Source organism: Pseudoalteromonas shioyasakiensis (assembly GCA_013391845.1).
Lineage (GTDB): Bacteria > Pseudomonadota > Gammaproteobacteria > Enterobacterales > Alteromonadaceae > Pseudoalteromonas > Pseudoalteromonas apostichopi.
The window spans coordinates 1,514,771-1,538,793 of the sequence record CP058414.1 but is presented as its reverse complement, the minus strand read 5'-3'; the positions used below and the strand labels follow the sequence as shown (position 1 = coordinate 1,538,793).

The window sequence follows — 24,023 nt, the reverse complement described above, 5'->3', positions numbered from 1 at the left end:
AGTCAGATGTTAAGTTCTACTTAGGGGTTTTGTATGCTCTTAACTTATTATTATTTCTCATAAACTCACCTAATTCAATTTTAACGGTTTCTTTATTGCTTTCTAACAAGTTAATAAGTTCTATCATTTCGTTTAGCGAGCTTTCTATTTGAATCTTATTCTCAATTAACTCTTTATCTGAGAATTCTCTCACTAAACTATCTAATTGTTTAAACTTAAGAGTTAGTAGCTCAAAATCTAAATTACTTTTATCTGCGAGTTTAGCCTTGATACCCACAAGAGCAGTGTTGAGCTCTAAAACTTTATCCAACTTGACTTTCTCTCTGCTCATCAAGGGCTTGCATTCTTACATCAACAGGAATTGCATCCCAAGCCGATTTAATCTCTTTTATCAGGTTACCAACTTCTTCTAAAATTGATGCATCATTATTCATAGTTGCGTCAACTAAGCGATCAATCATATAGCTATATAATGCATATAAATTTTCAGTTACTTCTCCACCTTGTTTAAAATCCAAACAACCTCGTAGGGCTTCAATTATTGCGGTAGCTTTTGATATGTGCTCAGCTTTTGCTTCATAATTTTTAGATTCTATTGATACTTTAGCATGCACCAACTTTTCGAGTACCCCAGCAAATAACATTTGAATCACTTCATATCGATCAGCACCAGCCAATCGAGTTTTAAGTGCTTCCTTTTGATAATTTTTCACTTTAGCGTTATACATAAATCACCTAATTAATTTGTTAAGAACTTGATTTCGTGAAACCAGGTAAACTTGAAAGTTGTGAACTTAAATAAGTTTGAGTAGATTGCATTTGCGCTAGCAATACATCTAGCCCTGCATACTGCTGCCTTAATCGAGCCTCTAGAGACTCCATTCTATATTCGTGGTTTGCAACATCATCCTCTAGATCTTCTAGTTGAGAGTTTAAGCTATTTTCTCGCTGCTTCATAATACCATCATTCTCAACATAATTTTCAAGAAGTGACTCTAACTGCTTAGCTATTCCGCCCTCACCCGCGAATGCTTTACCAATATCATCGTAATTCTCATCCATTGCCTCATTCAAACTACGAACTAGGCTAGATTTCTCAATATAGCCTTCCTTATTAACACCCAAACCAATATCAAATATACTCGTGAAGGGGCCCGCATCAGTTATCTCTGTAGATAAAGCATTAACTAATTGAGAATCAAATGAACGTAAGGTCGCATCACTATTTAAAGGCTTCCCGATCCTAGTTTGTAAGCCTATCTGACCAATTAAATTGTTATAATTAGAGATAAACTCATCGACCAATTTCGTCACACTTGCAGTATCTACTTCAACTGAAAGTTTAGCTGTTTCATTGTCAACACTCTGACGCTTAGCGACAATAGTCATATCTTGAACAGCATCTTTAAATGTATTGGTATCATTAACAATAGAAATACCATCAACTTTGATTTCTGCACTTTTGGCTTCATCACCTGCAGCAATAGCAATACCACCTGCACTAACACCATCGTTGGCAAGTGTCGAAACATTATCTAGTTCAGCAGTGTCATTAGTAATAACTAAGTCATTACCTTCACCTGACACATTTGATGTAAGTACTAATTTTGATTCGGTACCTGTATTTATTATATTTGCTGTTACACCAAAGTTATCGTCAGAATCATTGATTGCATCGCGTAAGTCAGCAAGCGTAGCTCCTGCATCCAGAGTTAAGTCAAAGCTTTTATCACCCGCAGCGAATGATAATGTACCACCTGAAGCTGTAACAACATCATCTGTTGAGGTAAATAGCCCGGCATTAGATGTCGCCCGGCTACCCTGCGCAAGCTCAACCACTTCAATGTTGAAGTCCCCAGGTGAAATATCAGATGTTGGTGTCACTGATATCAGATCGCCATCATCACTTGCCGGCTGCTTGATGTTTGCAATACGTTTATTGAAATTATCAATATCGGCTAGTTTTTCTATTGTATCCTGCAGCTTAGACATTGCAGACTTAACTTCGCCTAACGAAGATAGTTCCACTTGTAGCGACTCTTGCTTTTCAGCAAATGCTTGTATTTTAGGGGTATTCTCAGCTGATAGTGTTGCACTGATAATGCTTTCGAGATCGAGCCCTGAGCCAACTCCTGCTGATGTAATTAATGCCATTCTAATACTCCTAAATACTAAACTTTATGCAGTTCTATCGAACAACAAACCTTTATTGGTTAATTTATCGGCAAATTCTTCCAAAGCTTTAGCTACTTCACGAAACTCTTCAGTTGGGATCTCCCTAATAACTTCATCGTTTTCTCTATCTAAAACTTTTATTATTGGCGGATCACCTTTTTCATCAAATTCAAAAATTAAATTTGTTGAAGTGACGGGTATGTAATTATTAAGCTTTTCTAAGTTCTGCTTTACTTCAGCAATCAGATCTTTTTTGTCTTTTTGCTCATTCTGTTTAGAATCCAGCTCAATGTCTACAGCCTCTCTGCCAGCAAGTTCTGTGCCTTTATCTGCTTTGGTATCAACTATTTCAGCATTTAAATTTGCAGAGTTCCCACTAGTAGCGTGGTTATCATTCAACCTTTGCATTGAATTAAGATCTATCATTGTAGCACCTCTTAATATCTTACTCTGTCAGTATAAGCCACTTCGGGGCAAATTTCCTGAGCTCTGAAGTGACTTATAAAACAAACATTAACCTAGTAATGAAAGCGCTACTTGAGGGCGTTGATTTGCTTGACTTAAAATGGACTGGCTAGCTTGTTGTAAGATTTGCATCTTAGTTAAGTTCGCTGTTTCTGTCGCAAAGTCAGTATCTTGAATACGAGAACGAGCAGCTGATAAATTTTCAGCGACATTTGACTGATTACGTATCGTAGATTGAAAGCGATTTTGTACCGCACCAAGCTCCGCACGTTTCTTGTCAACAACAGCAATTAATGAATCCATTCCTGCTAGTACAAGCTGAGCACCCACCTGACTTGATACTGAGATACCTGTTTCAGTAAACACAACTGAAAATGCGGCATCAGAAGTTGCAAATGAGCTATCAAGTGCAGATAAAGCAGATAAAGCTTCAGTATCTAGTAATCCCTTAACAGCCGCTGCTGAACTCCCAGAAGCTGCTGCTACAAAAGCTTTTCCTGTAACTGCAGAAGCTACGTTAGCAAGACCTGATAATGTAAAGCCGCCATTAGCAGCTATACTGTTTGCACCATTAGCAGTATCACCCACTGTTTTCATACTAAAGCCGATCGTCTGAACGGCATCAGCACCCACTTGGAAACTTGCTGAGTAAGTACCATCAAGGAGGTTTTGTCCACCAAATGAAGTATCTTCTGCAACACGATTTGCTTCACTCATCAAAGAGCGTATTTCTTCTTGAATCGCTAAACGGTCTTCATCAGTATTTGAACCATTTGATGCTTGTTGAGCTAGCGTACGTACACGCTGGAACATTGATGTAACTTCGTCTAGTGCACCTTCAGCGGTTTGCGCCAGTGAAATTGCATCGTTAGCATTACGATTACCTTGATTCAAACCATTAAGTTGGCCTGTCAAACGGTTAGAGATTTGCATACCAGCAGCATCATCTTTAGCACTATTAATGCGCAAACCTGATGATAATCGTTGGAATGAAGTATCCAGTGAGTTGCCAGATTTCATTAACTGGCGCTGTGCGTTCAAAGAACTCACATTTGTGTTTACATATAAAGCCATATTAGCCTCCGCTTTATCATTTTATAGCTAAACAGCGGGATACCCCTACCCTGCTATTTAACCGACTTAGAGTCCTAGATTTATAGTTCTCTAAATCAGTTATCGTCTGATTAAGCGAAAGCTTTAGCTTTATTTGTAAATTTTTTAATAATTTTTAAATTTTAGCCTTGTAACAAGCTTAAAGCAGCTTGAGGTCGTTGATTTGCCTGACCTAGGATTGTTTGGCTTGCTTGTTGTAAGATTTGATTTTTAGTTAGTATTGCTGTTTCAGCTGCAAAATCAGCATCTTTAATTCGTGATTTTGCCGCACTTAAGTTTTCAGATACATTTGCTTGGTTACGAATTGTAGATTGAAAACGGTTCTGCACAGCACCAAGCTCCGCACGTTTTTTATCTACTACCGCTATTAGTGAATCCATACCAGCCATTACAAGTTGCGCACCTACTTGGCTTGATACCGAAATACCTGTTTCCGTAAAAACAACAGAGAAAGCAGCATCTGAACTAGCAAAAGCTGTATCCAGCGCTGATAATGTTGCTAGTGCATCCGCATCGAGTAAGCCAGCAACAGCCGCAGCTGAACTTCCAGAAGCTGCTGCTACAAAAGCTTTTCCTGTAACAGCTGAAGCAACAGAGGCAATCCCTGAAAGAGTAAAGCCATTGTTAGCTGCTAAGCTATTATTACCGTTAGTTGACTCACCCACCTCTTGCATACTAAACCCAATTGTCTGCACAGCATCGGCACCAACTTGAAAACTTGCGGCATAAGTACCATCTAGTAAGTTTTGCCCACCAAAAGTAGTGTCAGAAGCAATTCTGTTTGCTTCAGCCATTAGCTGTCTGATTTCTTCTTGAATCGCAAGTCGATCTTCATCTGTATTTGATCCATTCGCAGCTTGTTGAGCTAATGTTCTTACACGTTGAAAGTTGCTCGTTAACTCATCCATCGCACCCTCGGCAGTTTGTGCAAGTGATATAGCATCATTAGCATTTCGATTACCTTGGCTTAGTCCAAGGATTTGCGATTGTAAGCGGTCAGAAATTTGCAAACCTGCAGCATCATCAGCTGCACTATTAATACGCAAGCCTGATGAAAGACGTTTAAAAGAAGTATCTAAATCCGTACCTGTTCTATCCAACTGTCTTTGTGCATTTAGTGCACTAACATTAGTATTTACATATAAAGCCATAATTTACTCTCTTCTTATCTGTCAAAGTTAAGTCACTTTTAAAAGTGAACTTGACAAAGTGACCCTTACAGCGGCAAATCTAAGTCGCCTTGGGGCAAAAAACTGCCACTTTGCTGATTAGTTGATTAACTTAAAAGAACTAGAGCAATTAATAGGCCAACTATTAAATAAACACTAAAGAATGAGAAAAGGCTCCTATAACAGGAGCCTTGGAAGAGATAAGTTTAAGAGTGGGTTCTTTTTCACAAATTATGGCATAATTTGTGCTATAAACTTTATGTTCTTACAAATGTTAGAACACTACTGTCAGGATTTTTAGCGCCTCCGCTTTATAATCCTATCTTAGCGCCTTTGTTAATACCCCATTAGACAAAGGCGCTTTTCTTTTGAGTCAAAGTTTTGACTTCATTTTAACTCAAATCCCCAACTATTAACCTAGTAAGCTTAAAGCCGCTTGAGGACGTTGGTTAGCTTGACTCAAGATTGTTTGGCTAGCTTGTTGTAAGATTTGCATCTTAGTTAAGTTCGCTGTTTCTTGAGCAAAGTCAGTATCTTTAATACGTGATTTAGCAGCGCTAAGGTTCTCAGCAATATTCGATTGGTTACGAATTGTTGATTGGAAACGATTTTGTACCGCACCTAACTCTGCGCGTTTTTTATCAACTACTGCTATTAGTGAGTCCATACCAGCAAGTACTAGCTGTGCACCCACCTGACTTGATACTGAGATACCTGTTTCAGTAAACACAACTGAAAATGCGGCATCAGAAGTTGCAAATGAGCTATCAAGTGCAGATAAAGCAGATAAAGCTTCAGTATCAAGCAATCCCTTAACAGCCGCTGCTGAACTCCCAGAAGCTGCTGCTACAAAAGCTTTTCCTGTAACTGCAGAAGCTACGTTTGCTAAGCCTGACAACGTAAACCCGCCATTTGCAGCAAGGCTATTTGCACCATTAGCAGTATCACCCACTGTTTTCATACTAAAGCCAATAGTTTGCACCGCATCAGCACCTACCTGGAAGCTAGCCGAATAAGTTCCATCAAGAAGGTTCTGTCCACCAAAGGTAGTATCTTGAGCCACACGGTTCGCTTCACTCATCAACGAGCGAATCTCTTCTTGAATCGCTAAACGGTCTTCATCTGTATTTGAACCATTTGCCGCTTGTTGAGAAAGTGTACGTACACGCTGAAACATTGACGTAACTTCGTCTAGTGCACCTTCCGCTGTTTGTGCAAGTGAGATCGCATCGTTTGCGTTACGGTTACCTTGATTTAGACCATTAATTTGCGATGATAAACGGTCTGTAATTTGTAGACCTGCCGCATCATCTTTTGCGCTATTGATACGCAGACCTGATGATAAACGTTGGAATGAAGTATCTAGTGAGTTACCAGAATTCATTAATTGTCTTTGTGCGTTTAATGAACTAACATTTGTATTTACATAAAGTGCCATGATATTTCTCCCGAAGTAAACTTATCATTTACTCTCAAACTTACTCTAATTAAGCGGTAACTGTTATTTGTTACTCTGCTTGGTTAATTAAGTTATCGGTCCGCTCAAAAAATCCTTTAGTGAATTTTTAAACAATTTTTAAAATTTTATACAAACCACTGTATTTAAATAAGAAATATTTTAACCTTTTAACTAAATATGGCTTCTGGTTACCATAAAAGCCGCTATCACGATGTGTTAATGAGGGTAAAAACAAAATAAAGAGTGAGCTAAAAGCACTTTTAAAGTAGGAAGCTTAAGGTAGGTTTTGTAGGTTAAGCTTATTAATTAAGCTTAACCTACAAAAATTATAAATAATCAAATAAGGAAAGGTTAGCCAAACGGCCAAATGTTGCTTGTGCAGCTTGCAGTGATGTTTCCTGTTTGGTAAGTTCAGTAATCGCTTCAGCCATATCAAGCTCAACAAGCTCAGCTTTCGCTGCTTTATTACTGGTATCTAAGTCACCGTTTGATTGTTCAATTTTCTTGGCTGTATTTAAGCGACCACCCAAACCTGCCTGTACAAGTGAAACCTGATTTTTAGCATTATCGAGTTGTACAATGGCATCCGCTAAAACTTGATCAAACTCTTCCTGAGTTAAATCAGGATTGGTTAGTCCTGCTATCAGATCATCCAAAGTATTTAACGCATTCTCTTTTTGTGGCGCTTCAAGGTCAACATCGATTTGGCCGTTTGCAACAGGCGAAACAGAAATTTCCATACCTTGATATTCAATTTTGCCGTCTTCAAAGCTGCCACTGTCAATCGTTACACCCGCTTGCTGCACAACAAATGTATTAGGTGTCCCTGTTGTAGTAATAAAGCTTAGTGTATTGGCATTTGCAGCGGCGGCAGGATCAGCGTTGTAATTTGCCTGATGGAATTTATCAAAATCAGCTTGTTCAGTAACATAAACTTTTGAGCTTGTTATCCCGCCCGAAACTGTGCCGTCGTTTGAGGCCACATTTAGGCGCGCATCAACTTTTTCGAACGTATCAAAACCATTGTCACTCGACTTTATTTCTACACCTTCAGCCACTTTGATTTTGTGTTGCCCCTGATCGCCGCCATATTCATAGCGACCAGACGTACTATTGTAACTATAAGAAGGGGTATTATCTTGATAGCCCGAAAAGATAAACTTACCGTCTTCGGTTTTTGCATTCATTAAATCAAGAACGGTGCTTTGTAGTGCCTTAACTTCTTCAGCAATACCTTCACGGTCGATATCACTATAGGCACCATTACCCGCTTGAATAGATAAAGTATAAGCAGACTCAAGTGCACCTTTAATATTTTGCAGCACACTTTCTTCTGTCGTCAGGCGGCTATTCAACATAGTGATATTTTTTGTGAACTGTTCATTACCCTGAATGCGATCGTTATAAAGTAAAGCGCGAGCCGTTGCTGAAGGATCGTCAGCAGCAGTCAATACACGCTTTTGAGTATTAACCTGCTCTTGTGCTTTATTAACGTTTTGCTGTGAGTTAAGAATAGAATTAAGGTTATTCTTATACATCATGTTATTTGAAATACGCATAATTACCTCGCCGCACTTAATAAGGTGTCAAAAATAGTACGTGCTGTTGAAAGTACCTGTGCAGATGCCGCATACGATTGTTGAAAACGCAGTAAGTTTGCCGCCTCTTCATCAAGGTTTACACCTGAGAGTGATTCATACCAAGCTTCTGATTGATCAGCCAATGCTGTAAAGGCTGCACCATTGGTTTGAGCTTGACTAGTCACAACACCAATATCAGTAACAATTCCAGAATATGCTTGATTAAAGGTTTTATGATTATCAGCAGTACTACTTGCTTCAACATTTTGACGAACTAGTTCACCATTTTGTAAATCAGCCAATAGCAAACCATTACGGTTATCATCAAAACCACCAGTGTTAAACTCAAGTGTGAAAGTGTCGCCTGTAGCTGGAGAGCCTTCGATATTAAAATCGAAGCCATAAGCATCATAAGGAGCTCCCGCTTGAGCAAGAATATTCTCAGCAGGTGGTGTAATAGTAAACGTTGATGTGCCGTTGCCATCTGTGATTTGATATTCGTTAGCATTCGCCGTTTTCACTAACGTGATATCGCCATTCGCCAAACTAGGTGGTGGGCCTACGGTAATACCCGTTGAGTTATCAATATCTGAGACTGTACCAGCAGAAATACTTGCGTCACTGGTGTTATTAATATCGTTCGCAGTTCGAATAGGTGATGCTAATGCTAAGTCTTCAGGGCGTTCCGTCGCAAGCTCTAGGCTCGTAGAAGCCTGAGAGTTCAACTTAACCATAAATTGGTCACCGGTATTGGCAGCACCCGATACATTGAGCTGTAAACCAAACGCTTCGCCGCCAGTGATGGTTGATGAATCAATCACACCTGCTGTCACATTCGCTGTTGACGCGGTGCCAATTGGTTCGCCTTTATTATCGATTGCCTGAATCTCAACAGTCGTAGCACTGGTATAAGTAACGATAAAATCACTTGCTGGCAATTCGCTGCCTTTACCTGGCTCAAGAGTTGCCGTCATTGTTGATGTGCCCGTGTTGGCTTGATAACCGAACGCATCAACGGTTGGAATAGCAAAAATATCACCACCAATTTCACCATTAGCGTCCATACCTAAGCTATTTTGTTGGTTAAAGGCATCAGCTAACGCTAACCCCATTTGACCTAGCTGGTTTTGCGCTGGCACTAAAATGTCGTCACGAAATGCCAATAATCCGCCTATTTTGCCTTTCAACTTACTCACATCAACTTCAAGCGGCACAGCTTTGCCACCGTTTACATCAAGTTTCAGCTCTTTAAAGTTCGGATCAGGATCGCCACTGAATGAAAACAAGTTAAATGTACCACTTTGCATGACAAGAGCTTGGCCTGAGCCTAAATACACTTGCTTTTCGCCGTTATTACCATCAAGGGTTTCAATATCAATCAGCTCAGATAAGTCACGAATCGCTTTATCGCGTTCATTGTATAAACCACTTGATACTGACTCACGATCAGTACCATGAACCGACGCAATCTTAGTATTCAAATCACTGATATTTTGGATCAGGTTATTTGCTTCTTCAGAAAAAATCTCTAGTTGCTCATTTACCACTGCTTTTTGGTCAACCACAATGCTCGATAATCTGTCCATTTGATCAATTAAGTTTTGTGCATCAGTCATTACCAGTGAACGAGCTACTGTTGATGACGGTTGATTTAAGCTTTCTTGTACATTGTTAAAAAACGAATTGACACTCGTTGATAAGCTGTTTGACTCTTCAGAAAACAAGCTATCTACACGGCTTGCTTCAGTTACAAACTGATCAAAGAATGTTTTATTAGAGGTATCTCTATTTAATTGCTTTTGCGCAAATTCATTCAGTAAGCGATACGTTTCACCACGACCCACTTGGTTGTCGATCATGGTTGTGAACTCAGTACGCTCACGCACATAACCCTCGGTATTAACGTTGGCGATGTTTTTACTGGTGGTTTGTAAAAGCTCAGAGTTAGCTCTTACACCGGCATTTGCTATGTCATATAAGCTAAATGACATCAGGGTCTACTCCTTAACGTACCAATGAAGCAGCGACACTTTGAAGCTCAACACGCTTCAATACCTGCTTAATTTTATCGGCATAATTTGGATCAGTTGCATAACCTGCTTTTTGTAACGAATCTAAAAAGGCTGCAGGCTCTGCAGTATTATTGAGTGCTTCTTGATAACGTGGGTTTTCATTTAAGAAATCCACAAAGTCGTTAACACTGTCTTTAATCGATTGATAAGAACGGAAACTTGCTTGCTTTTTAACTGGCACGCCTTGTTCAAACTCAAGCGTGACTTTGCTCGCTTTATCACCTTGCCAGCTCGTATCCGATTTAATATTGAATAAGTTGTTACTACTTGTGCCATCAGCTTTACTGATAATGTGTTTACCCCAACCTGTTTCAAGGGCTGCTTGAGCAACCATCACAGCAGGATTTAAACCAATCTTCTGTGCAGCATTTTTTGCGTGCTCCCAAACAGAGCTAATAAAAGACTCCACATCTTCAAAGCGGTTTTCTGTTTGCTCGTTTGCTGTTGTATCTGCGACAGCTTGCGGTTCAGCCTTAACATCAGTTTTGCTATCAACCACACCGCTTGCCCGTTTATCACTATCAAAGTCAGCAGTAGTTCTAAGCACAGAACCAGGAGTAAATTTCTTACCGTCAGGCGAAAGCTGCTGCACTATCAAATCAGCTAGACCGAGCGAGCCATTAGATGAAAGCTCAACCGACATTTGTTGATCATGCATCTCTTCAAAAAACTTAACGCCGCTTGAGTTAAATGGGCTGTCTTTATCTTCAAACGCTTCATTTGCTTTACGCATACTTTTAAGAAGCATTTGAGTGAAGATAGACTCGAATTGTGCCGCCGCTTTTTTCAGCGCCTCTTTTGACGCATCGCTAGAGGCATCACTTTTCAAAGCACTTTGACGTAATGAGTCTAAGTTACCTAAATCAAAAAAGTTTTGCTTGTCGAGATGATTAGTATCCATCAGCTTTTTGACACAATAGTTAATAATGAAAAATAAAATGCAAAAATTGCGCCAATAAAAAACTTTATAAATGAATAGCTAATAACTGATAGTGGAATGAAGTAACTTCAGAACAAAGATTTGACTGATATCTGTGAGCTAAATGATTTAATAACTACTAGAAACAAAAACGCGCTCGAAAGCGCGCTTTAATTTAAATGATAACCAGTTGCCCGTTTATCGCCCCCGCTTCTTTTAAAGCTTCTAGAATCGCCATTAAATCACCCGGTGCGGCTCCAACCTCATTGATGGCTCGAACGAGATCATCAAGATTAACACCTGGGTTAAATACAAAAGCACGTGAGTCATCTTCATTAACATCAATAATGCTTTGATTTGTGACAGCTGTTTCACCTTCACTTAAGGCATTTGGTTGTGACACATTTTGCTGCTCAGCAATAGTGACCGTCAAACCACCGTGCGTAATAGCCGCAGGCTGCAGCTTCACATTTTTACCAATCACAATTGTACCAGTGCGCGAGTTAACAATAATTTTTGCAGCGGTGTCTGCCGGCTTAAACTCTAAGTTTTCAAGAGTAGACAAATACGCAACACGTTGAGATGCATCACGCGGTGCCAATACACGAACTGAGGCTGCATCGATTGCCTGCGCGCTATCAGGGCCAACTAAATCATTAATTGTTTGCTCTAAGCGTTTTGCCGTTGTGAAATCAGGGCGGTTTAAATTAAAGGTAATGTAGTCACCTTGCATAAACGGGCTCTTAATAGCACGCTCTACAATGGCACCGTTTGGAATACGACCTACCGTTGGCGTGTTAATAATGACCCGGCTACCATCAGCTCCTTCAGCACCTAGACCACCAACAACTAAGCTGCCTTGTGCAATCGCATACGTATTACCATCAACCCCTTTTAAAAAGGTTTGTAATAAGGTACCACCGCGTAAACTACCTGCACTCCCGATAGACGAAACCGTAATATCTATGGTTTGCCCTGGTTTTCTGAATGCTGGTAGCTCTGCATGAACAGCAACGGCTGCAACATTTTTAATTTTAGGTTTTAAGCTATCTGGTAAAGTAATACCAAAGCCATTTAACATGGCTTTAAAGCTCTGTTGAGTAAATCTGCTTTGTTCACCTGTGCCTGGCAAACCTACAACCAAACCATAACCGACTAATTGGTTTGCACGAACACCTTCAACCATAGATACATCTTTGACTCGCTCAGCCTGTGCAGAAAACTGCAGGCTAATTAAGCAAAGAGCGATGATGTATTTAAACCCATTCATGACTTTGTTCCTCTAAAATGGGAAAAGCGAACTACTAAAGAAACGAGACAGCCAACCTGCGCTTTGTGTTTCTTGAATTTGCCCTTTACCTGAATATTGAATTCGCGCATTGGCAATTCGGTTTGATGTTACTGTATTACTAGCTGAAACATCTTCTGGACGAACTAAGCCTTCAAGGCGAATAAACTCTTCGCCAGTGTTCAACGTAAGCCATTTTTCACCGCGAATAACTAAGTTTCCATTGGGTAAAACACGCATCACGTTGACAGAAATATCACCAAATAAGCTGTTTGATTGATTAGACTTTGAGTCACCTTTAAACGATGCCCCCGAGCCAATACCAAATTGAATACTATCACCACCAATGTTAACTGGATTACCTCCCAGACCAATTACTGGATCTAAACTCGCATCCGTTTCTTTATCTGTTTCGGTTTTAGCTGCTTTGGTCGCTTGAGTAGACTCTTGCAATTTAACAGTGATGATATCGCCAGCGCGTAGAGCCTTTTTATCTGAGTACAAGTCATTTGATGAATAACTATCAAACAACGACCCCGTTGGTACCATAGGCTCTGTTGTAGGCTCCGGGTACATAGGCGCATAGTAAGGGTCATCCTGAACCACATGATGATTTTGCGTTGTCATACAACCACCCAGCATTAATGCTGCCGATGTGACTAAGATAATATTACGCATGCTGCCTCCTACCCATTAAAGCTGCTGATTAATGTAACTAAGCATTTCATCAACCGCTGAAATCACTTTTGAATTCATTTCATAAATTCGTTGTGTTTCAATCAAGTTAACGAGCTCTTCTGTCACATTCACGTTAGACGTTTCAAGAGAACCTTGAACCACACTGCCTAAACCATCGATACCTGGGTTACCTTGCACAGGCGCACCACTAACAGCGGTTTCTGTGTATAAGTTTTGCCCCATGGGCTCAAGACCCGATGGATTAATAAAATCACTAATAGTTAGCTGACCAATTACCACATTGTCTGGTTGCCCTGCGATACGAAACTGACACTTCACCGTCTTGCGAAACAGTGATTGATTGTGCATCATCTGGAACATTCATTTCAGGCTGCAACGGAAAACCCGCTCCCGATGTCACAATTCGACCATCTTCGTCAGTCGTGAATTGACCATTACGTGAATAGGCAATATTGCCATCAGGTAATTGCACTTCAAAAAAACCAGGACCTGAAATCATCCAATCCAATGAATTTTCTGTGGTAAGCATGTTACCTTGTGAAAAGTTCTTTTGGTTAGCAACCACTTTGGCACCGGCACCTAGCATTAAGCCCGATGGCATTTCAGTGTCTTGTGACGAACGACCACCTGGTTGGTTAATGTTTTGATATAGTAAATCTTCAAATACGGCGCGGCTTTTTTTGTAACCGACCGTGCTGGCATTCGCGAGATTATTTGAGATCACCGAAATATCGGTTTGCTGGGCGTCAAGCCCGGTTTTACTGATCCATAATGCAGGATTCATAACTCTACCCTCTCAGTCATCTTAAACAATGCGTAACAGCTGATCTTGACGCTCATCGAGCTCTTCGGCTGTTTTCATCAATTTAACTTGTAATTCAAATTGGCGTTGATTGCTGATCATGTCGACCATTTCATGCACTGGGTTTACATTCGACATCTCAAGCGTTCCCGACAGTACTTTCACGTTAGGTGAAATATCACAAAAACCACATAGATCATTTACCAACATATCTTCTTTTGGTCGGAATAATCCGTCATTGCCTTTTTCGAGCATGGTGTTATCAGCCTCAATCACTTTCAGCCGATCAACTACTTCTAAAAAGTTAGCAGGCGCACCTTGTGGGCGAACCTGAATAGCGCCATCTTCACTAAACTCAACTTTCTCGATAGGTAACGGCAAAATAATTGGACCACCTTCGCCAATTACTTGACGGCCGTGGCTAGTGATCAACGCGCCATCTGGAGTAATGTTTAATGTGCCAGTTTTGGTGTACGCCTCATTGCCTGATGCATCTTGTACACTCAACCAACCACGGTCACTCATCGCGATATCAAGCTCGCGGCCAGTTTCAACAAAGCCACCCGATTCCATATTAGATCCAGGGCGTTCTTGCATTGCAAACACCCTAGATGGCAAACCTTCACCGAAGGCTTGCATAGAGCGAGCTTGTGCAAAATCAGCTTTAAAGCCAGTGGTGTTAGCATTAGCAAGATTGTTGGCCTTGAGTTCAAGACCTCGCAAACTTTGCTTTGCACCCGACATGGCAATGTAGACCATTTTGTCCATAACATTGACTCACTAAAAATACGATAACTAAGAAATGCAATAAAAGTGCCAAAGTAAAATTGACGCTAAAATAGGAAAGAAAAATGAGGTCGGTAAAATGAAAAAAGGCTGCCAATAGAGGGAGCAGCCTTCGTGTCGGATTTAGCTTAGAGCCGCTAAAATTAACGGATCTGTAGGATATTTTGTTGTAGTGTTGAGTTAACCTCAAGCGCACGTGAATTTGCCTGGAAGTTACGCTGCGCACTGATCAAATCAACAAGTTCACTAGTTAAGTTAACATTCGACTGCTCAAGCGCAGATGAGTTAATTGAACCTAAAGTACCTGAACCTGGTTCGCCAGCAATCGGCTCACCTGATGTTAAACTCTTCTTCCAAGCAGTATTACCTACTTGTTGCAAGCCTTGTGAGTTCGAAAAACGTACCATCGCAACTTGGCCAAGGAAAGAAGTATCACCATTACTGTATGAAGCAACAATTTTACCATCGGTACCAATATCGATACCTGATAGACGACCTACAGTCGCACCATCTTGCTCAAGCGCTTTCACTTCAAAGTTACTTGCATATTGAGTCGGTATTTTATTCGTTGTACCAGCTTCATCGCGCCAGTTAATGTTTACATCATCAGGGAAACTCGCACCATTAGACAGTAAACCAGATATACCGCCTGAAGGTATTGTTAATGGATTAAACGTAGCATCCGTATTTGCAGTCCCATCTGTGCTTTGTGGTAAACCACTTGAGTCAAACTGAAAAGTTGAAATAGGTGTATATGGCGACGCAGTTTGCTCAGTACCATTAGCAGCAAACGGCTTTTCATCAAGCGTTGCAAACACTTGCCATTCATTGTCATTACCAGTCACTGCTGCGTCAGTTTTAACAAAGAAGAACTGTAAAATGTGTGGCTCACCTAAAGAATCATACACCGTTGTTGATGTTGAACTGTTGTACGATGCACTTGTCTCTGGGTCAAATGGTGTAACTGCTGGCGTTAATGCACGCGAATCTAAGTTAAACGACGAATAAACATTGGTCGTAGCGCGTGGAGAACCTGATGCATCAGGAATTTGTAGCGCAGAAGATGTGCTTAAACTAACAGAAGTTGTATCACCCGTTGCTTCATCAACAGGGAAACCTTGTAAGTAGTTTCCGCTAGCATCCACAATAAAGTTGTCTTTATTAAGTTTGAACGCACCAGCACGAGTATATGTAAAATCTTGTGCACCTAGGTCATTTGCCATGGCAAAGTAACCTTCACCAGTAATTGCTAAGTCCAGTGAGTTATTAGTGAAAGATAATGAACCTTGGTGGAATTGCTGTGCCACCATTGTTGTTCTTACACCGTCACCATTTTTTGTTTTACCAGAACTAAATACTGATGATGCGTACACATCAGCGAACTCTGCACGAGACTCCTTAAAGCCCGTGGTATTGACGTTAGCAATATTATTTGCTGTAACGTCTAAATCTTTTTGCGCGGCTGCTAAGCCTGTTAATGCAATATTGAAGCTCATAACTCACCTCTAACCTATCTCTTAGCCTAAGCTAACCCAAACCTTTTTTACTTATGCGATTTCAGCTATATCAGTTAGCCTAACCGCACCCTCTTTTGTATTTACGATAATGCCGCTGGCGCCATTAATATTGACACTTTCAATATTCTTAAAGGTCGCCATTGGCATACTGCTGTAGTCTCCATTTACGAAGCCTTCAGCACTAATGTCATACTCACCTTCAGGGAGTACATTGCCATCGTTATCTTTACCATCCCATTCAAAACGAAGAGCACCCGCTGACTGCGAACCTAATTCAATCGTGCGCACTAACTGGCCCGATGAATCTGTTATTCTTAACGTTAGAGACTCAACGGCAGTTTCTGCAACTACCGACCCTTTAGCGAGATTTTCACCATCAAAATCAATCGTGTCAGACTCAAGTAATGCTTGCTTACCAACAAGGGTAGAAGCCTGTAACGCAGAATTTGATGTCATTGAAGCAGTCAGTGATTCAAACTTCTCATTTAAGTTTGAAATACCCTCAGCCATAGTGAAGTTCGTCATCTGCGCAATCATTTGATCATTATCAGCTGGCTTGCTTGGGTCTTGAAACGACAACTGTTGTGTTAAAAGTGAGAAGAAGTCTTCTTGCGTTAAAGTATCATCTTTCTCTTCTGTTTTATTTTGATTGTCTTGCCAACGTAAATTATCTAAATACGTGGATGACGCACTGCTGATGTCGTTACTCATAACTTATCCTCGGTTACCGCTGCCCAAGCAACAGTGTTTTACTTAACATTTGCTTAGCTGCATCAGCAACTTGCACATTTGTTTGGTAAGAGCGAGAGGCAGAAATCATATTTGCCATTTCTTCTACAACATTAACGTTAGGCTTATAGATGTAACCATTTTCATCCGCACTTGGATGGTTTGGGTTATATTCAATTTGCAGAGGCTTATCACTCTCTACAATGCCTAGTACTTTAACGCCAACAGAAGAGCCCTGAGGATTGCTTTGTGATGCTGACGCTTTAGTCAACTCTGCAGCAAAAACAGGATGGCGCGCTCGATACGTCTGATCTTGGCTAGAACTAATCGAATTCGCATTCGAGATATTACTGGCAGTAGTATTTAAGCGGACATTTTGCGCGCTCATACCGGTTGCTGAAATATCAAAAACATTATACAAACTCATGATTATGCTCCTTGACTACCGAGGGCTTTTTTAAGGCCTTTAATTTTACTACTCATAAATTGCAGGCTTGCCTGATACTCTAATGAGTTCTGTACATACAAGTTTCGTTCCACTTGTATATCAACTGAGTTGCCATCACCTGTATCTGCTTGATTTGGCGTACGAAACATTTCTGCATTACCAACAAAACGACTGCCTCCGGCAATATGTTTAGCATCGGTTCTTACCATACTATTGCCACCTTGCTGGTTGCTTTTTGCCGCTTTTAATGCCGAGGCAAAATCGATGTCTTTCGCTTTATAGCCCGGCGTATCAGCATTAGCGATATTTGTCGCTAATAACTCAGCGCGTTGTGAACGGATCAACATCGCATGCGGATGAACTCCAAATGCTTTATCAAAACTGATAGCCATAACCATCTCCAAAAAATTGACTCTGCAGTGAACAATGCAAAAGATAAGCCAAAAATAAGGAGTAAGCTTTATTTGTATAACAGACTGAAAAATAGATAAATTTAGCAACCTAAGGACTAGGTTGCTAAGGAGAGTTTACTTTTTTTGATAGATAATACCAGGGTTACAACGAACCATATCAAAGCTGTCACTAAGGCCCGCCATTGATTCAGATGCACCTAAAAATAGATAACCTTTAGGGTTTAAAGCTTGAGCAAATTGCGAAATGATTTTAGCTTTTACTTCTGGTGAGAAGTAAATTAACACATTACGACAAAATATAATGTCAAACTTGCCCATTAAGGCGTATGAATCTAGTAAGTTTAAATGTCTAAAGCTCACCATTTTGCGAATAGGTTCAACAACCTGAGCCATTCCATTACCGCTGTCCTTAAAGAACTTCTGACGTCGTTCCATCGACAAACCACGAGCAAGGGCTAACGAGTCGTACTCAGCGTTCTTACACATATCAAGCATGGTATTAGAAATGTCTGTGCCAATTATTTGCGCTCCCATCTTTAATACGCCAGGGTTTTTAGCCTGAAACTCAGCGACCGACATGGCAATAGAGTATGGCTCCTGCCCTGATGAACTTGCCGCTGACCATATTTTCAATGGTCGACGAACATCTTTAAGTTCAGGGAATAGCTTCGTTTTCAATAGCTCAAATGGGTATTGGTCTCGAAACCAAAGCGTCTCATTGGTGGTCATCGCATCAACCACAGCGGCACGAAGCTGCCTCTCATGAGGACTTAAGGTTTTACTTACCAACTGTGATAAAGACTCGACATTAAAACGTGCCATAAGCGGCGCTAGGCGACTTTTTACTAAGTAAAGTTTGTTATCACCAAGCACGATGCCACATTGTTGTTCTAAGAAAGAGCGGAATTGATCGTATTCGCTTTGTTGTAAATGCTTATTTTCCAAAGTAATACCACCTATAAATAATTAATCACAATGAACCCACTTTTTCACAGCTGTTGCTAATTCATCTGGGTTAAATTTTGCAATAAAATCATCGGCACCTACTTTTTCAATCATTGCCTGGTTAAATACCCCACTTAAAGAGGTATGCAAGATCACATGAAGAGGTGATAATTTTGGATCTGCTTTAATTTCGGCGGTTAAGGTATAACCATCCATTTCCGGCATCTCTACGTCAGATATCAATAAGCCAACGCGCTCAGTAATATCATTTTTACAATCAAGCTGAGCAATCTCACGTAAACGTAATAATGCTTCTTTGCCGTTTTTAGCTAACTCAGTTTGTACACCTAAAGGTTCAAGCGCACGTTTAACTTGGTTTCGAGCTACCGCTGAATCGTCAGCAATAAAGACAATACGCTCACCTAAATCACGCTGAATTTCACCCTCACCAACCACTTCAGCACTCACTTCAGTGTTAACTGGACAAATTTCGTTTAAGATCTTTTCTACATCAAGTATCTCAACTAACTCATTTTCAATCTCAGTGACCGCTGTTAAGTATGAATAACGTCCCGCACCTGAAGGCGGTGGCATTATTTTTTCCCAGTTCATATTAACGATGCGCTCAACTCCGCCAACCAAGAACCCTTGCACAGAACGGTTGTACTCAGCAATGATGATAAAACTGTCTTTGATATTTTCAATTGCCGGACCACCTACGGCCATCGATAAATCAATAACAGAGATAGTTTGGCCACGAATGTGCGCAACGCCGCGAATATACGCATTTGATTTTGGCATGTTAGTAAGTGGTGGGCATTGCAAAACCTCTCTTACTTTAAACACGTTGATACCAAAGCGTTGTCGCCCTCTGAGTTTGAATAATAGTAATTCAAGGCGGTTTTGCCCAACCAACTGAGTACGCTGGTTAACTGAGTCTAAAATGCCTGCCATTTCAATCTCCTAAAGATAAACAATCAGAGCTGGAACAATAATTGCCTTCTTTGTGTTAAAGCTACATAAGGTTACGAAGCGTCTGTTTTTTGACGCAAAATATTTATACCTTGTTTTCAACCATAAGCATAGTCGAAACAATATGAGTTTGTTAAAAAAAAGCCGAAGATACAGTGTTTTTTATTTTCTTACTAGCCTGTTGTTTGCAACACAACTGCAGGCAGAAGTTTATAATAACGAGCAACTTCAACAAATCGCTATCGATTTTGTTAGCGAACAGCTCCCTGATCTGGACACCAAACCACAAATAAGTGCTTTACCATTAGATGGTCGCATTCCAGAGAGGTTTTGTGAGTCGCCAATAAACAAAGAGTTACCAACAGAACCTCCTTTTAATCGGCAGGTAACTGTACAACTTAAGTGCCAAGACCTAAATAGTTGGACTCAATACGTCCATGTCCGCATAATTGAGCTCGAACCTGTGGTTGTTGTAACAACCAACCTTGCTCGTGGTGAAGTCATCCGTCCAGAGCATTTACGTGTTGAAATGAAACCAAAGCAGTTTGTTAGAACGCAATACGTACAAGATGAGTCTATACTTATTGGCAGCCGTAGCAAACGTAACTTGCGTGATGGCAGCCCTATTGTAATGCGTCAGGTGTGTATGGTTTGCAAAGGCGATAATGTCACTATTTATGCCTCATTACGCGGTTTAAGAATTAAGACCACTGGGATTGCTTTAGAAGATGGCACGTTAGACGAATTAGTACGTGTAAAAAACAAAAAATCAGGTAAAGTATTAAATGCACGTGTGGATGGGGTCGAGTCTGTACAAGTAAATATTTAATTTTTTATATTTATGCTAAAGTATCCGCTGTGCCCGCCGATATAAAGGCATATGTTGGGTAATGTATAGGTCAAAATTATGGTAAGCAATGTCAATAATGGTCAACAACAGCCTTCTGTGTTGACAAATACCAAGCAAAAGAAGCTTGATTTACAAAAAGATAATGCTAATGCAGCTGCTGCAAAGTCAGCCGCACCTAAAGCAAGTGCAGATTCTGTGAGCTTAACACCTCAAGCTAAACAGCTTAAGTCTTTGCAAGAAAAAGCTGAGCAATCATCTGGCTTTGACAGCAATAAAGTAGCTGAGCTGAAAAAAGCAATCAGCGAAGGTAAATACCAAATTGATGCTGAGAAGTTAGCAAAGAACATTGCTGCATTCGAGTTTGATGTCTATGGCTGATCATAATCATTTAATTGCCAGTAAACTAACACAACAAGTTTCGTGCTTAGAGTCTATTGCTGCGCTGTTAGATGATGAATTGACAGCCATTGCTGCAAAACGTGGCGATGGATTAAAGAGTATTGCCCAACAAAAAATCTCTCTGTTACAACAAATCCAAACAATTGATAAAGAAGTTCAAAAGCTTGTTGCGCACAATGATTCGCAAGATGACGAAGTGAGTTCACTTATCAAGCAAGTTAACACTTTACTATCAAGCTGCAAAAAGAAAAACGATGTTAATGCCCATGCAGCCCATCAAGCACAGCTGAGTGTTAAACAACTTAAGGATATTTTAATCGGTGCGCCATCATCGATGACCTACGACCAAGGCGGAAGTGTTATTCAAGGCGATAAGAAAATCGTTCACAACTTGAAAGCCTAAATACTATTCCATTAAAAAAGCGCGATAACTAAGTTATCGCGTTTTTTTATGCTTGCAGAATTTGCTGGACTTATGCGGCAAGCCAATAGGTTACAACTAGACTAAGTTGCACCTAATAATATGTTACTTTTTTCACTTGGCGCGGTTTTACTTCGCCGATGTATAAATCGTGCACTCGTTTCATATCGAGCTGTAATTCAGTTGCGTAGGTGTCCCCTACTGCATAGGTTTTAATAACCTGTGCACCTTTGATCACACCTTGTACTTGGCTTTGTAATTGATCATTATGAGCAATGCTGTTTTGCACTGTAGTGCCTGCGGAAATTCTTTGCCCGTAAACTTGCTCAGCAAGCTCGCGGTAAGCTTCAAGCTTTGAGGCTTTAATCGCAAGTAGAGTACGTTGCGATTCATTACTGCCAGGCTGAGCACTTATTGGCGCATAACCCACAGCTTTTAGCACCGGGTAGCTATCTGGCTCAATGTAAGTGTATTCTACATGTTTATCAAAAATACTACTGCAGCCTGTTAATGCTGCGCAGGCAACTAGCCCACCTAATAGAAGTACTCGCATAATTTGCTTCCGCTTAAAACTCTTGTCTACAAATATGCACGTTTAATGCCACTGTGGTACAGTCCTTGCTCATTTAGGTTATTCAATAGTTTTAATGCTAGGTGTCAGCATGAACAATAAAACAATAGCCTGCTTAAAAAGCCTTGGCTTAGCTTTTACAATTTTGTTTTCTAACAATAGTTTAGCGCAATGGTTTGAATCTACAGGCCATGCAGTTGTAAAAAATGGCGATACTAGCCAAGCCAAATCTGCCGCCATTAAAGATGCCATTACTCAGGCGTTAGTGTTTTCTGGCGCTCGAGTAAGCTCTGTACAGACTCTAGTTGACGGGGTTTTGACGCAAGATCAGCTGAAAATAAGTAGCCACGGTGAAATCCAGAAAATAGAATTAATCAGCGAAGATCGTCATAACGACACCTATGCTATTACGCTTCGCTTAGACATCTTTGCTCAAGCAGAAGAGTGCCCTGCAAACCAATACACTAAATTTATTGCTGTTACACAAAGCCAACTTGCCAATCGCGAGCAAGCTCGTATGGGCCAAATTTTTGACGTAAACAAAGCAATAAGCGAACACCTATATAATAGCTTAAGCAATACACAAATGGCAGCTAAGCCAACGGCTTATTACAACATGCCGCTAAGGGTAGATCACTTTTTCACTCAGCAATACGATTATAGTAATGCACTACTTGAGGAAATCACTAGCCGAAGTAACTCGCAATATGTGTTACTAAGTCGTATTCGTGATTTGTCGGTCAACCATAAAATTAATAACGACTATGCATTTTGGCAGGATGACAGTTTTAAGCGTGCATATAAAGTTGATTATGTGCTCTTTGATGGCACAACTTACGAAAAACTTTGGCAAAAAAGCTACCAAACTGAAGGCATTTGGCCGTATAAAAAGACTGAGATCATCGATGTTTATAGTGACCGATTTTGGGCAACCGACTATGGCCAAGCTATTAGTGATATAAACCAAACTCTAACCTATGACTTACAAGCAGCCATGGCCTGTTTGCCCACGCAAGGTAAAATACTGCATATCGAAAACGATAGGCTGATTATAAACCTTGGTAAGGCTCATGGTCTCGAGCAAGGGCAAGTTTTAAATATTGCCCATCATAATTACCTAACGGATGCACAGGGTAATAAACTCCCGCATAAAATCACGACACTTAATCAGGTAAAAGTGACTCAGCTTTATCAGCAATCAGCGGTTGCCGTGAGTATTGATCAGCAACCTCTGCCTAACATTCAAATTAATGATATTGTTGAATTAGCTGCTAGCGAGTAAATGAGCTTGTAGGCCTTCATGAGCATTTAGCCAGTTAGCTAATTGCTCAACACCTGCTATGTGCGGGTAGTGCTTACGAGTTGCAATGACAATTTGGCGTTGCTGGTTTGGTGTTATAGCTAAGTACTTCACTCCTTCACGTGGTGTACATGCAAGCTTAGGAACAAAAGTGACACCATCATCCATTGCCACCAGCGCGAGTAAGGTTTCAATACTGTTACCTTTATATTGATTTGACACCTCGACCCCTGCTGAAAAACAAAATTGTTCTGCTTGTTCTTTAAAGCAATGACCTTCATTTAACATTAATAAATCACAATCCTGTAATTGAGCTAAAGCGACTTCAGTGTGTTTTGCCAATACGTGTTGCTCTGACACCGCGACCAAAAAATCTTCTTTATAAAGCGGTGAAACATGATAAGGCGCTAAATCGGCTACATCAGCAACAATTGCAATATCAATCTCTCCATTATCAAGGGCCAGCAGCGTTTGTGCTGTTTGCATTTCAGTAAATGAAAATTGGGTTTCACTGAAAGCTTGCTTCATTGATGTTAATAGCGTTGGCAGTAAATAAGGTGCGATGGTAGGAATAATCCCTACATTTATTTTACCTTTTAGTGGATCGTGTGAGCTGGCGGCAATTTCTTTGAGCACTTGCGTTTGCTCAAGAATAAGTGTGATCTGTTTAAGTAATTGCTCACCTTGAGCGGTGATTGTGACCTGCTTAGTTGAACGGTCAAAAATAACAACACCCAATTCTTGTTCAAGCTTTTTAACTTGCCCGCTTAGCGTAGGTTGGCTGATATAGCAGGCATCTGCTGCTTTTCTAAAGTGCTTGTACTGTGCAACCGCTTTTACATATTCGAAGTCTTTTAAATTCATAACCGCACCTTTAATAGCTTTTATCTATCATATTAATACAAACAAACGATTGGAACTATCAAAAATC

At 40.4% G+C, this 24,023-nt stretch carries 25 protein-coding genes and 1 pseudogene; 4 read left to right on the top strand and 22 right to left on the bottom strand.

Translation table 11 applies throughout. The features are described from left to right. Positions 1-16: 16 nt before the first annotated feature. The 20 genes and pseudogenes from HYD28_07060 to HYD28_06965 form a co-directional block, all read right to left on the bottom strand. Entirely contained in the window at positions 17-310 is a 294-nt protein-coding gene (locus HYD28_07060; protein ID QLE08747.1) for a hypothetical protein, read from the bottom strand. Next, on the bottom strand, positions 303-728 hold the full coding sequence (fliS, locus tag HYD28_07055) for a flagellar export chaperone FliS (GenBank protein QLE08746.1): 426 nt from the start codon (positions 726-728) through the stop codon (positions 303-305). Before fliS ends, HYD28_07060 begins: the two co-directional genes overlap by 8 nt. A gap of 19 nt (positions 729-747) precedes the next feature. Beyond that, positions 748-2,154: a flagellar filament capping protein FliD gene (gene fliD / locus HYD28_07050; protein ID QLE08745.1), complete on the bottom strand. Its 1,407-nt coding sequence runs from the start codon at positions 2,152-2,154 to the stop codon at positions 748-750. Positions 2,155-2,178: 24 nt separating this feature from the next. Then, positions 2,179-2,601, bottom strand: coding sequence for a flagellar protein FlaG (locus tag HYD28_07045; GenBank protein QLE08744.1), 423 nt, complete (start codon positions 2,599-2,601; stop codon positions 2,179-2,181). Between the two features lie 87 nt (positions 2,602-2,688). After that, positions 2,689-3,714, bottom strand: a complete 1,026-nt coding sequence (locus tag HYD28_07040; protein QLE08743.1) for a flagellin — start codon at positions 3,712-3,714, stop codon at positions 2,689-2,691. Between the two features lie 161 nt (positions 3,715-3,875). Next, positions 3,876-4,904: a flagellin gene (locus tag HYD28_07035; protein ID QLE08742.1), complete on the bottom strand. Its 1,029-nt coding sequence runs from the start codon at positions 4,902-4,904 to the stop codon at positions 3,876-3,878. A 430-nt stretch (positions 4,905-5,334) separates the two neighbouring features. After that, the gene (locus tag HYD28_07030; protein ID QLE08741.1) at positions 5,335-6,360 is read right to left on the bottom strand and encodes a flagellin; all 1,026 of its coding nucleotides are present in this window, start codon (positions 6,358-6,360) and stop codon (positions 5,335-5,337) included. A 347-nt stretch (positions 6,361-6,707) separates the two neighbouring features. Then, positions 6,708-7,940, bottom strand: a complete 1,233-nt coding sequence (gene flgL, locus HYD28_07025) for a flagellar hook-associated protein FlgL (GenBank protein ID QLE08740.1) — start codon at positions 7,938-7,940, stop codon at positions 6,708-6,710. Between the two features lie 2 nt (positions 7,941-7,942). After that, positions 7,943-9,952, bottom strand: coding sequence for a flagellar hook-associated protein FlgK (gene flgK, locus HYD28_07020; protein ID QLE08739.1), 2,010 nt, complete (start codon positions 9,950-9,952; stop codon positions 7,943-7,945). Between the two features lie 13 nt (positions 9,953-9,965). Further along, a complete protein-coding gene (flgJ, locus tag HYD28_07015; GenBank protein QLE08738.1) occupies positions 9,966-10,934 on the bottom strand; it encodes a flagellar assembly peptidoglycan hydrolase FlgJ in 969 nt (322 codons plus the stop codon). 193 nt (positions 10,935-11,127) lie between these two features. After that, complete coding sequence (locus HYD28_07010; GenBank protein QLE08737.1) at positions 11,128-12,222, bottom strand: flagellar basal body P-ring protein FlgI; 1,095 nt, start codon at positions 12,220-12,222, stop codon at positions 11,128-11,130. Between the two features lie 12 nt (positions 12,223-12,234). Beyond that, on the bottom strand, positions 12,235-12,918 hold the full coding sequence (gene flgH / locus HYD28_07005) for a flagellar basal body L-ring protein FlgH (GenBank protein QLE08736.1): 684 nt from the start codon (positions 12,916-12,918) through the stop codon (positions 12,235-12,237). A gap of 15 nt (positions 12,919-12,933) precedes the next feature. Next, positions 12,934-13,723, bottom strand: a pseudogene (gene flgG / locus HYD28_07000) (flagellar basal-body rod protein FlgG). Positions 13,724-13,744: 21 nt separating this feature from the next. Next, positions 13,745-14,509: a flagellar basal body rod protein FlgF gene (locus HYD28_06995; protein QLE08735.1), complete on the bottom strand. Its 765-nt coding sequence runs from the start codon at positions 14,507-14,509 to the stop codon at positions 13,745-13,747. A gap of 161 nt (positions 14,510-14,670) precedes the next feature. Beyond that, the gene (gene flgE, locus HYD28_06990; protein QLE08734.1) at positions 14,671-16,023 is read right to left on the bottom strand and encodes a flagellar hook protein FlgE; all 1,353 of its coding nucleotides are present in this window, start codon (positions 16,021-16,023) and stop codon (positions 14,671-14,673) included. A gap of 51 nt (positions 16,024-16,074) precedes the next feature. Further along, a complete protein-coding gene (flgD, locus tag HYD28_06985) occupies positions 16,075-16,755 on the bottom strand; it encodes a flagellar hook assembly protein FlgD (GenBank protein QLE08733.1) in 681 nt (226 codons plus the stop codon). A 13-nt stretch (positions 16,756-16,768) separates the two neighbouring features. Continuing rightward, positions 16,769-17,200: a flagellar basal body rod protein FlgC gene (gene flgC / locus HYD28_06980; protein QLE08732.1), complete on the bottom strand. Its 432-nt coding sequence runs from the start codon at positions 17,198-17,200 to the stop codon at positions 16,769-16,771. A 2-nt stretch (positions 17,201-17,202) separates the two neighbouring features. Beyond that, positions 17,203-17,613: a flagellar basal body rod protein FlgB gene (flgB, locus tag HYD28_06975; GenBank protein QLE08731.1), complete on the bottom strand. Its 411-nt coding sequence runs from the start codon at positions 17,611-17,613 to the stop codon at positions 17,203-17,205. Between the two features lie 135 nt (positions 17,614-17,748). After that, positions 17,749-18,579 (bottom strand): protein-glutamate O-methyltransferase CheR, encoded by an 831-nt coding sequence (locus HYD28_06970; GenBank protein ID QLE08730.1) that lies wholly within the window; start codon positions 18,577-18,579, stop codon positions 17,749-17,751. A 21-nt stretch (positions 18,580-18,600) separates the two neighbouring features. After that, positions 18,601-19,533, bottom strand: coding sequence for a chemotaxis protein CheV (locus HYD28_06965; GenBank protein ID QLE08729.1), 933 nt, complete (start codon positions 19,531-19,533; stop codon positions 18,601-18,603). A gap of 142 nt (positions 19,534-19,675) precedes the next feature. Here HYD28_06965 and flgA point away from each other — a divergent pair, with 142 nt between their 5' ends. The 3 genes from flgA (at position 19,676) to HYD28_06950 (ending at position 21,203) form a co-directional block, all read left to right on the top strand. Continuing rightward, positions 19,676-20,380, top strand: coding sequence for a flagellar basal body P-ring formation protein FlgA (gene flgA, locus HYD28_06960; GenBank protein ID QLE08728.1), 705 nt, complete (start codon positions 19,676-19,678; stop codon positions 20,378-20,380). A gap of 78 nt (positions 20,381-20,458) precedes the next feature. Further along, entirely contained in the window at positions 20,459-20,779 is a 321-nt protein-coding gene (gene flgM / locus HYD28_06955) for a flagellar biosynthesis anti-sigma factor FlgM (protein ID QLE08727.1), read from the top strand. After that, complete coding sequence (locus tag HYD28_06950) at positions 20,772-21,203, top strand: flagellar protein FlgN (GenBank protein QLE08726.1); 432 nt, start codon at positions 20,772-20,774, stop codon at positions 21,201-21,203. The genes flgM and HYD28_06950 overlap by 8 nt, the downstream gene beginning before the upstream one ends. A 112-nt stretch (positions 21,204-21,315) precedes the next feature. On the opposite strand, the gene HYD28_06945 is transcribed toward HYD28_06950, so the two are convergent. After that, positions 21,316-21,774, bottom strand: coding sequence for an LPP20 family lipoprotein (locus HYD28_06945; GenBank protein QLE08725.1), 459 nt, complete (start codon positions 21,772-21,774; stop codon positions 21,316-21,318). Positions 21,775-21,883: 109 nt separating this feature from the next. Here HYD28_06945 and HYD28_06940 point away from each other — a divergent pair, with 109 nt between their 5' ends. Beyond that, entirely contained in the window at positions 21,884-23,074 is a 1,191-nt protein-coding gene (locus tag HYD28_06940) for a flagella assembly protein FlgT (GenBank protein ID QLE08724.1), read from the top strand. Here the strand turns inward: HYD28_06940 and HYD28_06935 are convergent. Further along, complete coding sequence (locus HYD28_06935) at positions 23,057-23,956, bottom strand: LysR family transcriptional regulator (GenBank protein ID QLE08723.1); 900 nt, start codon at positions 23,954-23,956, stop codon at positions 23,057-23,059. The two genes, HYD28_06940 and HYD28_06935, sit on opposite strands and share 18 nt — an antisense overlap. Positions 23,957-24,023 lie beyond the last annotated feature (67 nt).